The 14,491-nt window shown below is 52.1% G+C and carries 13 protein-coding genes; 6 read left to right on the top strand and 7 right to left on the bottom strand.

Annotation, left to right across the window (positions count from 1 at the left end; translation table 11 throughout):
- Window positions 1-183 precede the first annotated feature (183 nt).
- Window positions 184-426 carry a hypothetical protein gene (locus tag H6F67_RS12710; RefSeq protein ID WP_190766923.1) on the top strand — a complete coding sequence of 81 codons (243 nt, stop codon included), beginning with the start codon at window positions 184-186 and terminating at the stop codon, window positions 424-426.
- 234 nt (window positions 427-660) lie between these two features.
- On the opposite strand, the gene H6F67_RS12705 is transcribed toward H6F67_RS12710, so the two are convergent.
- The 5 genes from H6F67_RS12705 to H6F67_RS12685 all read right to left on the bottom strand — a co-directional run bounded on the left by H6F67_RS12705 (window position 661) and on the right by H6F67_RS12685 (window position 7,223).
- Window positions 661-1,098, bottom strand: coding sequence for a response regulator (locus tag H6F67_RS12705; RefSeq protein ID WP_190766921.1), 438 nt, complete (start codon window positions 1,096-1,098; stop codon window positions 661-663).
- A gap of 106 nt (window positions 1,099-1,204) precedes the next feature.
- On the bottom strand, window positions 1,205-2,113 hold the full coding sequence (locus H6F67_RS12700) for an RluA family pseudouridine synthase (RefSeq protein WP_190766919.1): 909 nt from the start codon (window positions 2,111-2,113) through the stop codon (window positions 1,205-1,207).
- Window positions 2,114-2,115: 2 nt separating this feature from the next.
- The gene (locus H6F67_RS12695; protein ID WP_190766917.1) at window positions 2,116-2,766 is read right to left on the bottom strand and encodes a GNAT family N-acetyltransferase; all 651 of its coding nucleotides are present in this window, start codon (window positions 2,764-2,766) and stop codon (window positions 2,116-2,118) included.
- Window positions 2,767-2,814: 48 nt separating this feature from the next.
- Window positions 2,815-3,957: a PP2C family protein-serine/threonine phosphatase gene (locus H6F67_RS12690; RefSeq protein ID WP_190766915.1), complete on the bottom strand. Its 1,143-nt coding sequence runs from the start codon at window positions 3,955-3,957 to the stop codon at window positions 2,815-2,817.
- Window positions 3,958-4,100: 143 nt separating this feature from the next.
- Complete coding sequence (locus H6F67_RS12685) at window positions 4,101-7,223, bottom strand: MFS transporter (protein ID WP_190766913.1); 3,123 nt, start codon at window positions 7,221-7,223, stop codon at window positions 4,101-4,103.
- 286 nt (window positions 7,224-7,509) lie between these two features.
- Here H6F67_RS12685 and H6F67_RS12680 point away from each other — a divergent pair, with 286 nt between their 5' ends.
- From H6F67_RS12680 to H6F67_RS12670, 3 genes are all read left to right on the top strand, one after another.
- Window positions 7,510-8,580 (top strand): WG repeat-containing protein, encoded by a 1,071-nt coding sequence (locus H6F67_RS12680; RefSeq protein WP_199304390.1) that lies wholly within the window; start codon window positions 7,510-7,512, stop codon window positions 8,578-8,580.
- A 190-nt stretch (window positions 8,581-8,770) separates the two neighbouring features.
- Complete coding sequence (locus H6F67_RS12675) at window positions 8,771-10,981, top strand: phosphoketolase (RefSeq protein WP_190766911.1); 2,211 nt, start codon at window positions 8,771-8,773, stop codon at window positions 10,979-10,981.
- A gap of 150 nt (window positions 10,982-11,131) precedes the next feature.
- Window positions 11,132-12,007 carry a restriction endonuclease gene (locus H6F67_RS12670; protein WP_190766909.1) on the top strand — a complete coding sequence of 292 codons (876 nt, stop codon included), beginning with the start codon at window positions 11,132-11,134 and terminating at the stop codon, window positions 12,005-12,007.
- A gap of 13 nt (window positions 12,008-12,020) precedes the next feature.
- Here H6F67_RS12670 and H6F67_RS12665 read toward each other — a convergent pair whose 3' ends face one another.
- Window positions 12,021-12,602 (bottom strand): Uma2 family endonuclease, encoded by a 582-nt coding sequence (locus tag H6F67_RS12665; RefSeq protein WP_190766908.1) that lies wholly within the window; start codon window positions 12,600-12,602, stop codon window positions 12,021-12,023.
- 26 nt (window positions 12,603-12,628) lie between these two features.
- On the bottom strand, window positions 12,629-13,033 hold the full coding sequence (locus H6F67_RS12660; RefSeq protein ID WP_190766906.1) for an NIL domain-containing protein: 405 nt from the start codon (window positions 13,031-13,033) through the stop codon (window positions 12,629-12,631).
- 59 nt (window positions 13,034-13,092) lie between these two features.
- Between H6F67_RS12660 and H6F67_RS12655 the strand changes: the two genes are divergently transcribed.
- Window positions 13,093-13,671, top strand: coding sequence for a thioredoxin family protein (locus H6F67_RS12655; protein ID WP_190766904.1), 579 nt, complete (start codon window positions 13,093-13,095; stop codon window positions 13,669-13,671).
- 315 nt (window positions 13,672-13,986) lie between these two features.
- Complete coding sequence (locus tag H6F67_RS12650; RefSeq protein ID WP_190766902.1) at window positions 13,987-14,439, top strand: hypothetical protein; 453 nt, start codon at window positions 13,987-13,989, stop codon at window positions 14,437-14,439.
- Window positions 14,440-14,491: the final 52 nt, after the last annotated feature.

Below are 14,491 nucleotides of genomic sequence, written 5' to 3'. Positions count from 1 at the left end.
GCGATCGCTGCTAAAGCTGAAGCGATCGCCAAAATCTTGACATAAACCTCCAAGAACGTTTGCACAAAAAGACAAAAACTAGCGGTTTTTCCAAGCTTAAGATTAAAGCTCAAGCAGCTTTTTCACTTCTAAAATGAGGTATTAAGATGGTTGGCAACGTTGATGGTGGTAATAGCTGGCAGGATGCAAAATCGCTGGGAACTTATCGCTGGCCGAATTTTCGAGTTTTTCCGGGCGTTATTTTCGCAGACGAACGAACAGACTGGTTTTCGTTTCGTTCCACTGGACGATCCTCAAGTGGAGCGCTTTTTTATTTTTCCGGTAGAACGGCTAGTCAATCCAAGTTTGAGGTTTTCTTTCGTCCAAGCGATCGAAAAGGTCTCGGCCAGCGCATTGGACAACTTTCGCTTCGTCCGCAAGAAATGAACTCTTTTGTCGCTCTAACTCGAAAACCAGGAACCTACTACATCCGAATCACTTCACAAGCGTTCCTGCCAACTAGCTATGAATATCAATTTGGCTTTTCTTTAAGACCAAGCAGAAGTCAAGCCGCTGATGCACCCAAAAATCGTAGCGGTCAGGATTTGTTTTGCTAATCGTTGAATTGCTTGAAGCGATCGCGTTCAGCAGTCGAACCACTAACTGAGTCTGCGCGCTCGACTAGGCAGACCAGCGAGATTGCGATAGCAAAGCTTTATGAATGGCAGCGGCGATCGCTTGCGGCTCTACAGGTTTAATCACATACGCTTGAAAGCCTGCTGCCAAACTGCTCAACTCTTCTTCCGAGGGTGACAAAGCGCTGACGGCGATCGCAGGCAAACACCGCCCCACATCGAGCGATCGCACGCGACGAATTAGCGTGTAGCCATCTTCAAACGGCATGGCAAGATCGCTAAACATCAGGTCAGGTCGCAACTCAGGCAAGGTCGCGATCGCTTCTGCTGCTGAAGACACGGCGGTTACTTGAAGGCCGTGAATTTCGAGCATGACGCTAAGCAGCAGGCGATCGTCAAAACAATCGTCAACTACGAGGGCGCGGAGATTGGTAAAATCTGCTGGCTGATCCACATCTGGACTCACTGTTTGAATACTGTCCATTGTTCGTGAGCAATCGCTACAGCAAATATAAATAAAATCTTAAACTTGCTTCTTCCTAACAATAGCGGGCTGTTCTCGATTGTTCAAGCATTTTTTCCTGCTCAATTCAGTATTGCCTGGGGATCGCCAGCGGCACAGGCGGATCGCACACCAGTTCAAGCTGCTCCTGGCTGTGAGGATGAATGAAAGCGAGCCGCATCGCGTGTAAGTGATAACCACCATCGCCCGGAAGCGCTTGCTGATTTGAATAAGGCAGGCCACCAGGAGCATACAGCGGATCGCCGACTAACGGGTAGCCTGCGGCGGCGAGATGAATGCGAATTTGATGCGGGCGACCAGTGGCGATCGACACGTCCAGCAAGCTTGTCTGAGATCGATGCACCACACGGCAATCGCTTCGCGCCTCCAGACCTGCATCGACTGCCGCATACAAATCGCCTAGAGGCGGGTAGGCGACTTTGCCGATCGCCTGCGTAATTGTGAACTCGTCGGGCATGTCGCCACCGCAAACTAAAGTGCGATAAATCTTGAGAATTTGGCGATCGCGCATTTGCTGACTTAGGTGGGCGCGGGCCTGGGGCGATCGAGCCAGCAGCATCAGACCTGACGTTCCTCGTCCCAAGCGGTGAATGGGTGTTGGCAAATCGATCGCATCGCGCTGTCGCAACTGTCCCAACAGCGTATGCTCGACAAAGCCGCCTCCAGGCAAAACAGGCAGTCCGGCAGGCTTATTGACAACCAGCAAATCGGCATCTTCATAGGCGATCGCAAAAGGGGGCACAGGCGGCTCGACCCAAGGCGGACGGTGATACTGCAATTCTTGTCCGGCTTTGAGGCGGGTTGCTGGCGTGGTGGGGCGATCGTTGAGCAAAATTTGTCCGTCCTCGATTCGCTGCTGCCATTCGGATTCGATCGAGTGCGAATAGCGCTGAGTGTAAAATTCCAGGACGGTGCAGCCTGAGCTGGTTGGGGTGATGCGATCGCGATAAATCCAGCCGCGATTTAATTTGCTCATTTCTAACCGTTATTGAGTTCCATCAGCGATAGTTTTTCATCTGAATAGAGCCACTTTTCAAAGTTGGTTTTGCAGCGCGGCCATTCTTTATCGGTCATTGCAAACCAATCGGTATCGCGGTTTTTTCCCTTCACAATCATGTGCTGACGAAAACGACCTTCATGCAAAAATCCCATTCGCATTGCTGCCGTTCGACTGGCATGATTGAGCGCATCGCATTTCCATTCCACTCGTCGATAGCGATGCTGATCAAACAAATGACAAAGCAGCAAAAATTGCGACTCGGTATTCACTTTGCTTTTGTGAACAGCAGGCGAAAACCAAACGTGACTAATTTCAGCACGGCCATGTTCAGGGACGATCGCCTGCAATGCCACAATGCCAACTTGGGTTTCGCTCGCATTTTCAAACACCGTCCAAGTGAGAATATTGGCTTTGCCAACCATGTCGTTTTCAAGCCAGGCTTTCATCGTAATCGAGCTTCTAAATGGGCCATAGAACAAATAGTTCCAGACGGCTTCTTTTTCCGGTGTGCCATGTGAAACGGCGTAAAGTCCAGCGACATCTCTGGCCGGAACCAGCGGCATCAAAGTAACAAATTGACCGCTCAGCGGTATGCGCTCAGGCGATCGCCAGGTTGGATAGTACATCATCGAGCTTGCGAAAATAGCTCATTCTACAATGCTTCCAACGGTTCAGCATCAGGATTTGCCAAAGCGCAACTGTAACAGCGAACAATCGTCTTTCAAGGGTTCAAAATGGTTAAGCTGCTGAATCCGCTGCAAAATTTCTTCCAGGCGATCGCTGCCCTGCTGATGACAAGTTTGAATTAGATTGACGAAATCTTCGAGGCGCCAGTCTTTTTGCTGCCGCAGTTCATAAATGCCGTCGCTAAATACATAAAGCGTGCTGTTAGGAAGAATTGTGAATCGATCGCAGGCATACTGCACGCCGTCAAAAAAACCGATCGGCACTCCAGCAGTTTTGAGAAGCTGCACGTTTGTTTCATGAAACAAAATTGCAGGCGGATGACCTGCACTGGCGTAAGTTAGCTGCTGCGTCAGGCAGTTATAAACGCCATACCAAATGGTGAAATATTGATCGCCATGATCGCTCATTTGAAACGTATCATTGAGCGCGGTTAAAACCGCTTGCGGCTGATAGAAATTCGTTTCGGGTAGCGATCGCGATTGCAGCAAATTTTGAATCGATACGGAAGTGAGCGCGGATTTTAGTCCGTGTCCTGACACATCAAGCAAATAAAAAGCAAGATAGTCTGGATCAAGCCAGAAGTAATCGAAACAGTCGCCACCCAACTGCTGAGACGGCAAAAAGCGCGAATCGATCGATACTTTTCCAGCCATTGCGGTTGGTAAAAGCGATCGCACATAATCCGCAGCTTCGGCAAATTCCGCTTCAAGTCGCTGCGTTTGAAGCTGTAAATCGGCGGCGAGTTTTTGCAGTTCTTGATTCGATCGATACAGCCGCAATCCGGCGCGAACTCTGGCTTTTAGCTCGTTCACTTCGATCGGTTTGGGCAAAAATTCATCGGCTCCAGCATCGAGTCCAATGATGCGATCGGCGATCGCAGTTCGAGCGGTCAGCAAAATAAAAAAGGTGCTAGACAAAGCAGGATTGGATTTAATTTGCCGACAAACTTCTAGCCCGTCAATTCCGTCCATTTGCCAGTCACACAAGATCAGTGCGGGCTGAAATTGCTGAGCTAAAACTAAACCTTCCTCCCCATTTTGGGCTGCAATCACTTCATAGCCTTGTTCTTCAAGTGTGCGCTTCAGCACCATTTGAATAATCGGATCATCGTCAACTGTTAGAATTTGGATCATCTAGTCGTGCAGCCCTCGATCGCACGATCGCAAGAGTGATAGTTTGATCATAAGCTCAGTAGATTCACTGCTCGATCAGGATTTTGCCAAAAAAAGCTCCTCAACTGAGGAGCTTCATCAATTCTTTTTCTAGCGTGAATTAACTAGACGGCGATCGCGCCCGCGACTGCCGAAGCAATCGCCGAAACCACTGCGGTCGCAAACAGCCACCAGGCTGCTGTTGCGGCTGCTTTGCGCGTGTCTTCCGCTTGCTTTTGCGCTTGGCGCTTCACGTCTTCCAAGCGACGCTGCGTTTCAAGCTGAATGCGTTCTGCACGCTGCAAAACGCTGGTGCGAGCTGTTTCCACCTGATCGATTAAACGGTTGGCATCTGCCTCTGAAATGTCGCGACGCGAACTCAGCAGAGCCACGAGCGTATTGCGATCGAACTGTCCCAAACGGTGACGGAGCGCGTCAAATCCGGCTTGGGGATCATCCATCATCGTTCGCAGGTCAGCCTTGATGCTGTCGTAGTTCAGTTCAGGCCGTTCCAGGCTGTTCAGGTAGCGGCGAATCCGCGCGAAGATATTGTCGATCGCGCCTTGGATGCGGTACTGCACATCTTGCAGTTGCAGCAAAATTCGATCGCGCTGCGATTCAATTTGCGCCACGACCCGCTCGGCTTCTTCCGGTGTCATGTCGGGACGCTGCGAGAGCAAAGCGACGATCGTGTTGCGATCGAAGCGCGAAAGCCGCTGACCCAAGTTGCTCATGCCCAAGCGGGGATCGCGAGCCAACAGTTGCAGATCGCGCTTGATGCCTTCGGGATCGAGTTCTTCTTTGTCCGTGTTGCGGAGATATTGCTCGATCGCCGTCTCGAAGTCCATGACGCGCTGCTGCGTCCGCAAAGCAAGGCGGCGGGGCGCTCCGGTGATGCGGCGGATATTTTCCTGCACCTGATCGATCACCTGGTTGACCTGTTCTTCACTCAGGTCTTGACGCTGGCTCAGCAGCTTGACGAGCGTGTCGCGATCGACCTGCGACAAACGCCGCCGCAGTGCATACATGCCCGCCTGCGGATCGTTGAACAGCAAGTTTAGGTCGCGCTGAATGCCTTCCGGATTCAGTTCATCTTTGCCCGTGTTCCGCAGGTAGTCGGAGAGGCTGCTTGTCACCTGATCGTATTGATCCTTGGCCGCTGCCGTAAGCTGCTGCGGTGCATGGGTGACGCGATACCACGAGCCTTCCACCTGATTAAGGACATCGTTGATTTGGTCTTCGCTCAGGTCTTGCCGCTGGTTGAGCAACTGTACCAAGGTGTCGCGATCGAAATGCGAAGCTCGATTGCGGAGCGCGGCCATTCCCGCCTGCGGATCGTTGAGCAAAAGCTGCAATTCGTTTCGGATTGCATCCGGATTCAGTTCGTCTTTGCCCGTGTTTCGCAGGTAGTCTTGCAGCTTCGTCCAGGTTGCTTCGGTGCGCTGCTTAGCTTGGTCAGCGAGGTTTTGCGACTCGAACAGGACGCGATCGCGCGTTTGCTCTAGCGCATCGAGAATCGGATCGACTTGGGCAGGAGCAATGTCCGATCGACGCGAAAGAATTTCCCGCAGTGTGGCGCGATCGTAAGCGGCCAGGCGCAAAGTCAGCGTGTCGTGATCGGCCTCGGCATCCGAGAGAATTGCGCCAAACGCCCGCTGAATTTCTTCGGGGTAGAAGCGGTCTACGGGGGTCAGGGTGAGGTAGGTTTCCACCATCTGACGCAGTTCGAGCGCGGCTTGACGTTCTTCCGCAGCGCGGGCGGTCGTGATCACTTCGCGGCGAATCGACTCAAGCTGATCGGCAATTTCTTGAATGCGAGCCTGCGTGAACATGCCGCGATCGCTCAAGATCGACACAAAATCCGATCGATTGATCCGCTCTAGCTGTTCGCGCACTGCTCTTGGATCAGCAGCGGGATCGTAGATCACCTCGCGGAATTCGCGATCGATCGCATCGCGGCTGAGTTCCCAAAAATAAGCGTTGTGCAGGTAGTTTTCAATATCAGCGCGAACCGTACTGACTGGCTCATCGGACACTTGCGCGGCAATTTTGTTTGCCTGATCCCCGACTGTTGTTTGTGCCGATTTCAGTTGACCAACAATTTTTTCAACGCTCAGGTCAGACAGATCGGTGCGACCCATCAACATTCCCACGATCGGCATCACGTTCGCCTGAATTGCTTGCAGACGCGACCTCGATTTATTTTGCTGCTCGTCGCTTTGCTGCTCGGTTTGACGCGAGTTGCGGATTTCAGCAATCAACTGGTCGAGCTTGTTCGACACTTCTTTGCTGTCGATTTGGCCTTCCTGCGTCGATCGCAAATAGTCGATCAGTTGGGTCATCTGATCCGGCTTTGGCTCTTGTCCAGGCTGCGTTCTGCCCAAAGTTTGCTGCCAAACCGACTCAAGCTGCGCGGCAATTCGATCGACATCGCGCTTCGACAAATCGGTGCGGCTGCTGACCAGATCGACGAATTTCTGGCGATCGACCTGAACGCCTTGCGGCCCCACCATCGACCGCACTTCGGGATCGCTCAAAATCGACTCGAATTCGCGGCGAATGCTGGCGATGTCCAGATCGGCGGGACGAATGCGATCGATGTAGTCTTCGATCGTGTCTCGAACGCGACCGGGATCAACGTTGGGCACGAGTTCGCGGCGCACGGCAGCGGCGGCGGCTTCGGCAGTGGCAACGACCTGATTGCTCGCGGCACGTCCACCCAAAGCTGCCGTCGCCGTTCCCAAAATTGCCTGGAAACCTGATGTCGCCGAATTCACAACCGAGCCGATCAGCGATCCGACCGTTGTGGAACTGAAGAAAACCAACAGGCAGTAGTAGCCCGCCCAGATGACAAGGCCGACGATCGCGCCCAGTCCGTCATCAGAGAGCAAGCTGAGCTTGACGGCGAGATAGCAGGCGAAAAACAACGCCAGCGTGACGGTAACAAGTGTCCAAATGCCTACGGCTGCGCCGATTTTTTTCACGGTTGAGCCGAAGCTGCCGGATTTGTGGTCGTCGTGGTCATCGTGATCTGAAGATTTGCCCAGAATCGAAATTCCGGTGGCGACCGATAAATTGGTCAGGACAATCTGAAATGCAAAAGCTAAAAGAATTCCTGAAATGACCGCAATCCAAAAGCGCGGGCCAGAAAATACCAGCGACGCATCTTCGGGTCTTGCGGGTTCAGCAACCACTGCCGTCGCTAAAAACTGCAAGGGCAATGCCGCATTAAGCATAGTTTGAAACATTGATCTTTCCTCTTCAAAGTTGCCGCCGCGCAGTCTTGAAAGAACTCGCGCGATCGCAGTGCTGCCCCTTTTCAGGCAAAGTAATACTGTAGTTTAAGATCCTCGAAATTGCGCGATTGCTTCATCCCCCTCAAGTGAGAAATCGTTTTGACTTGAAGTGTTCTGAAAACGCAAATGATGCAATTGGGCGATCGAAAATCCGACATTCATCTATCTTTTGGTTTAGAAGTGTGATTTATCACTTCACGGGTCAACCAACTCCCGATAAAATTACACCGGAATAAAAATGTTGCTCCTCCGATTGACTCTGCTCGTTGCGATCGCCTTGACCTTTGCTGCCTGCAATTTTGCGTCGTCTGCCGCCAATCGTCCTGCATCCGATCGATCTGCAATGGTTGTTTCTCCAATTTCCGCTGCGATGCCCTCATCTTTTCCCTTTGATTTTGCCGCTGATTTTTCCGAAGGATTCGCCGCTGTCCGAATTACAGACCGCTTTGGCTATATCGATCGATCGGGCAGTATCGCGATCGAAGTCAATCCGGATTTCGACGGTATTTCTGCTTTCTCTGAGCAGCGAGCTGTTGCTAGAGTCAACAACATTAGCGGCTATATTGATACGGCTGGAACGATAATCGTTGACCCGCAATATCTCAGCGCTAACTCATTTCAAGACGGACTTGCCGCTGTCCGCATGGGGACAAAATACGGCTACATCAATCGAGCAGGCGAGCTAGAAATTGAACCGCAATTCGATCTAGCAGGCGATTTTTCTCAACAGCTTGCTTCCATCAAAATTGACGGAAAATATGGCTATATCGATCGCCAAGGTCGCACCGTTATTCCTGCCCAATTCGAGGATGCTTGGAGCTTTGCAGACGATCGCGCCACCGTTCGCTATGGCAATCAATGGGGCTATATCGATCGGGAAGGCAAGATGGCGATCGCACCACAATTTGATGGTGCATTTACCTTTGCAGAGGGATTAGGCCGAATTCGCAAGGGATCACAGTGGGGCTATGTGGACGCCTCTGGCAGCCTCAAAATCGCGCCGCAGTTTGATTTTGCAATGGATTTCTCAGGCGGTTTTGCTGCTGTTTTAGTTGGCAGCAAATGGGGCTATATCGATCGCAACGGCACATTTGTAATTCCGGCTCAATTTGATTTTGCGGCTGATTTTTCTGAAGGGTTTGCTGCTGTGCAAATCGATCGCCAATATGGGTTTATTGACTCGTCTGGAAACTTTGTTATTCAGCCAAGTTTCAGCAATGTCGGTAAATTTTCGGAAGGATTTGCCTGGGTGCAAACTGAAGGCAGGTATGGGTTCATCGATCGCCAAGGGAGATTCCTATCCAATTAATCCGTCGAATCAAACTACGTGTTAATTCCTGCCAAAATCAAGTTTTGAGTTTCTTAACAAAGATTTTCTTTTCGTAACCTCTTAGGGGTAGGATAAAACTCACCTCAATTTTATTTGAACTGCATTGCGTCACGCAGCTTATTCGTGTCAGGCAGTTTCGATCATTCCTAACCAAGAGGCATCAAAATTCATGACTGCCGTTACCCAACTTCCTACCTTTTGCGAAGGCATCCAGTACTTCAACGACAACCTGCCCCAATTCGATCGCTACGGCAAAACCGCCGTGATTGCCGAAGGTGAGCAGGCGATCGCCGACCCCACCGATCCTGCTGCGGTTTATCAAACGCTGCTCGCGGCTGATGCCCTGCGCTATTTGACGCTGCAAGTTACGGCCAGCAAAGCATCGGGGCATCCGGGCGGGTTCGCCAGTCAGGTCGAGGCGTATGCGGCACTGGTGATGCTCGGTCATAAAAATATCGTGACGGAAGTGGGACACCACGCGCCCGGTTTCTATAGCGCCATGTTCCTCGATCGCTCCCTGGAAGATATGGGGATTGTGACCGTTCAACAGTTGCGCGATCGCTTCCGCGAACAGCACGGCCTGCTGGGACATCTATCCGGCTTCATTCCCGGCATTCTTGCCCCGGCTGGCCCCCTTGGACAAGGCCAACATTTTGCAATGGCCGCTGCCCTCCTTCACCCTGGCAAGCTGTTTCCCGTCACGATCGGCGATGGCGGACTGGGTGAACCGTATGTGATGAGTTCGATCGGCCACTTCCACACGGCCTATCCCAGCGTCACGAATTTCCTGCCTGTGCTGGTCTGGAACGGCTATTCGCAAGAGCATCACAGCATGGTGTCTACGCAGTCGAACGACTCGATGATCGCCTACTGGAAAGGCAACGGCTTCGATGAAGTCGTCTTGGTCAATGCCAAAGATTTTGACGACCAAAATCAAGCGGGCGACTATGTAGACAGCACGGCTTTTTCCTTTGAGCAGCGCATGGCTTTTACACAAGCGGTTCTGGAAGCGGCTGACCAAGCGGCAAAAAACGCGCTCGGCGGCAAACTCACCGTTTTAATCATCAAGCAGCTCAAAGGAGCAGGCGTTCATGCTCGCGGCTCCAAGTCGCACAACCTCTACGCGCATCACACGCTCGACAATGCCGACATTGTTTCGGCGCTGCAAGCTCGTGCTTTGTCGCCCGCTGCGTGGCAACTGGTGCGATCGAATGCCGAACGCGCGGGCGGCGGCTCGGCCTCAAAAGTGGCCGTCACCGAATCGATTCTGGAGATTCCCGACCTTGGTACGCTGCCGCTAGAAGAGTATGCGATCGGCGGTGAGAAGAAAGTTGCAACAACGGCGATGGGGCGTCTGGTCGCCGCTGTGGGCAAAAAGGACGATCGCTACCTTGTCACCAATGCCGACGGCAATGAAGCATCAGGCATCGCCAATATCAACCAAGCCCTCAAAATCATTCACCCTACAGCCGACGATCTGTATAATCAGCAGCCAAAAGGTCAGGTATACGAACCCTTGAGCGAAGATGCCTGCGCGGGGTTGGCAGTGGGATTGGCATTGATGGGCGGGCGATCGCTTTGGTGTTCCTATGAGTCATTCGCGATCAATGGCCTCCCGATCTGGCAAACGGTCACGCAGGCAATGGCCGAACTGCGCCGCCCTACGCCCGCCACCGTCACGCTGTTCACAGCGGGCGCACTAGAGCAAGGACGCAACGGCTGGACGCACCAGCGCCCGGAGATTGAAGCATATTTTGCCGCTATGATGCGAAACGGCAACATCTTCCCTTTGTTTCCACCCGACGCCAACAGCATCCAAGTTTGCTACGACTGGGCACTGACTCAGCGCAACAAAGGCGTGGTGATTACGGCCAGCAAATCGCCGCTGCCGATCTACACGACGCTAGAGCAAACTCGCCAAGGCTTGCAGGAGGGCGCGATCGTCCTGGAAGAAACAGCGGGCGAAACACCCGGAGCCAAAACGATCGTCCTCGCCGTGATTGGCGACATGACCTTGATGCCCGCCCTCGAAGCCGCCACTCAAATTGAGGCACAAGGGCTGAAGGTGCGCGTCGTGTCGATCGTTTCTCCCCGTCGCCTCTACCGCGCTTCCGATGTGAGTTGGGATACCTGCTCAGAACCGGATGGCGGCTTTATGGATGACGCCACGTTCGATCGCGTCTTTGGCGGCGATGTCCTAATTGGCATCACAGGCGGAGCGAGCGGAATGCTGGAACCAATCATGCTTCGCAGCACAGCCAAGCGCGACACGTTTGCCTGGAAGCGCGGCGAAACAACGGCCACTCCTGCTCAACTGATGGGATTTAACGGCATTACCGGAGAGTCGATCGCCCAACGCGCCATTGCGCTAACCCAATAAAAGCCATTCAAATTTGAGGGAACGCCCTGCTTGGTTATCGATCGAGCAGGGCTTTATTTTACATTTTGGGTATCTTGGATGTGGCAACTGAATCGATCGCCTCACCTCAGGACAGCAATAATTCAAATGAGCAAGATCGCAGTAACCGCAATGAGCGGCCCCAAATTTGTTCGATACTTTTCTCCAGTTATTCAAGCGCTAAAAGAACTGGGCGGCTCAGGGCGTCCGGCTGAAGTCAGAGAGGTAATTGCGAGACAGTTAAATATTTCTGAGCAAGAAAAAACTGAATTATTAGAAGGAGGTGCGCCTCGGTTTGATAATCAAATTGCCTGGGCAAGATTCTACCTTGTTAAAGCAGGATTACTCGATTCTTCTAAACGAGGCGTTTGGAGTTTAAGTGATAAAGGACGGGCGATCGACACGCTATCTACAAAAGAATCGCTGTCGCTGTTTAAGCAGGTTCACGCTGAATTTGAAGGCGAAAAGGACACAAAAGAATTCTCCCCGCAAGACGAATTAACCGAGGAGGACATCGCACCGAACGATACTTCGGTTAATGACGATTCCGTCTATCGAAAGCGGTTACTTGATGTACTTATATCCTTGCCACCTGCGGGGTTTGAACGTTTATGTCAGCGACTCCTCCGCGAGTCAGGTTTTGAGCAAGTAGTCGTGACAGGGCGATCGGGCGATGGTGGAATTGATGGACAGGGAATTTTACAGGTCAATCCATTTGTCAGCTTTAAAGTACTGTTTCAGTGCAAGCGATACACAGGAGCAGTCTCGGTTTCTCAGGTGAGAGATTTTCGGGGGGCAATGATGGGCAGAGCCGATAAAGGCATCATCTTAACAACTGGAACATTTACATCAGACGCGCAAAAAGAAGCGGTCAGAGATAGCGTTCCACCGATCGAGTTAGTTCACGGTGAAAAGCTTCTCGATATGTTTGAGAATTTGGAACTCGGTTTAACGCCTCGAAAAACATTTGATGTCGATCTTCACTTCTTCAAAGAGTTTCAGGTTTAATCTCGGTAACCTTCTAACTAAACAACTGCTGCACCGAAACCGAGACATCTGGAAAGGCCAGGGGATTGATGCTGCCCCCTGCGAAGGTCTGTTTGGACTGGTAGCCCGCTGCTGTAGGCGAGTCCGTTCCGGCCACTTTGAGCGATCGAAACACAATTAACTCTTTAGCCTTCAAATTAATCACCCAATACTCGCGAATACCCGCTGCTGCGTAGATTTGGGTCTTAACCTCCAGATCCTTTTTCAAGCTAGAATCCGAGTATTCAATCAGCCAGAAGATATCTTCCGGGTACGGGTGATGCTGCAAATACACCGCGACCGAGTGCGGTGCAACGATCGCGATGTCTGGCTCTGGCTCCGAATCGTTGGGCCTCAGGGTGACGGGTTTGGCCTCGCGAATTCGGACGCGACCGCCCAGCAGCAATCGCAGGTAGTCCGCTGCGTTTTGCGAGTAAGCCGCGTGGGGCGTACCTTCCGGAGGCATCTCAACAATTTCTCCGTTCAATAGCTCAACCTGGCGATCGTCAAGAATGCCCGCCGCGATCATGCGGTGATAGTCCTCGATCGTCCATTTGGCTGTGATGACTCCGCTCATGTTCGATCGCCTCACCCTTGCTTGTGCTAAAGATTGGTTGAAATGGCTTGTACTGGACAGGTGGGAATGCACTGTTCGCAGACCACACAGCGCGATCGCGTAAAGGTCAGTTGAAACGTTTGTGGATGCAGCGCTAAAGCTTCAGTCGGACACACGCCCGTACACAAGCCGCAATCGACGCAAGTTTCTTCATCGATTACAATTTCGCGACTCGCCAGGGAAACGCCGATGTTTTGTGACTGCATCCACTCTAGGGCGGCATCAAGCTGGTCAATATCGCCGGACAGTTCCACGACCAGCGTGCCGATTTGATTGGGTGCAACCTGAGCGCGAATGATGTTGGCGGCGACGTTGAAATCTTTCGCCAGCCGATAGGTGATCGGCATGTGAACCGATCGCTTGGGAAAAATCAAAGTGACCCGCTTTTTCACAGTCGCTTGCGATCGCTACACTAATAAACAGCTTTCGTTTATTCTACGCAATTGACTCTATGACGGCTGGCTCAAATTCAACTGGAATCGCAGCACGCCTGCGTAACTTATTAATTGTTTTGGTGGCGATCGGGCTGAGCGTTGCAGTCTTTTTTGGCCTCAATTCTAAGACAAACGCGAGTTCGCTCACGGCAATGGCCGAGTCTGCAATGCCGCTCGAAACCGCCTTGGCAAACGGTAAACCAACCTTGATGGAGTTCTATGCCAACTGGTGTACCTCGTGTCAGGCAATGGCTCCCGACCTGTATGCGCTTAAGCAGGAGTATGACGATCGCGTCAACTTCGTTATGCTCAACGTCGATAACTCCAAGTGGCTGCCTGAAATGTTGCACTATCGGGTTGATGGCATTCCGCACTTTGTCTTTCTCAATGGAAAAGGAGAATCGATCGCCAGTTCGGTCGGCGAACAGCCGCGCAGCATTGTCGCAGAAAATCTCGATGCGCTTATTGCCGATGTGCCGCTGCCGCATCTGCAAACCAACGGTCAAACCTCACAGGTCGAAGTGCCGATCGAAACATCCGGATCGGCAGATCCCCGCAGTCATGGCGCTCAGGTCGTCACGCCTCAAAGCAAGTGATTCCTGAAGCAAAACGTCAAGGCGCAAGACGCATCAAATTAGGTAAAGCTTTAATGAATTAGTTGCTATACTATGTGAAACCACAGCCCGGAATATAGAATATCGATACCCAAACTCCGTCAGTTTCCTGGAAAGCAGAAGCTAGAAGCGACTCGGAGGGCTGATTTTGGTAAACCTACGCTTGAGTAAAGATGCGATCGCAAGTGCTTGGCTGCGGCTCGGCGCTTCGTCGCCCTACCAGCCTGACATAGTGCCCACCACTCAAGCACTGTAAGCAACTTCATCTCATTTTCAAGCGGATTTTCGGAGTGAGTTATGCGTGACAGAATCGATCGCAACCCAGTTTCTAAAGTGTCTGTTATCGGCAAGGCGCACCAGCAGGCCGCCTCGCAAGCTGGCGATCGACAAGCTCGCAAACGGCTCGGCGACTATCTGGTTGAAGCCGGACTGCTCACCAAAGCCCAAATTGACGTTGCCCTCAACGATCAGCACCTCGCCAAGCAAGAAGGCACACCGATGAAGTTTGGTGAAATTTTGGCAACTCGCGGCTGGGTCAAGCAGCAAACGATCGACTACTTTATGAAGAAGCTTGTCGTGCCCGAACGCCGCAAGCAGGCCGAAGCTGCTCGTGTCAATTCGCCTGCACCACCAGTTGAGCCTGTTCGTCCTGCTCCAACGCCCGATCGCTTTGTCCGCCGAGAGGCGCCGATCTCGAAGCCGTTGCCCTCGGTGAAATCAACGGATGGCGATGTCAATTGGGTCGGTTGAAACTGATTCGATCGCCACTCCATCCGGCTATCCGCAGCTTTCCCGCTTAATT

The organism is Microcoleus sp. FACHB-1515, from assembly GCF_014696105.1.
Taxonomy (GTDB): Bacteria; Cyanobacteriota; Cyanobacteriia; order Elainellales; family Elainellaceae; genus JAAUTJ01.
The sequence above is the reverse complement of the archived record's forward strand: the minus strand, read 5'-3'. Positions and strand labels throughout refer to the sequence as shown.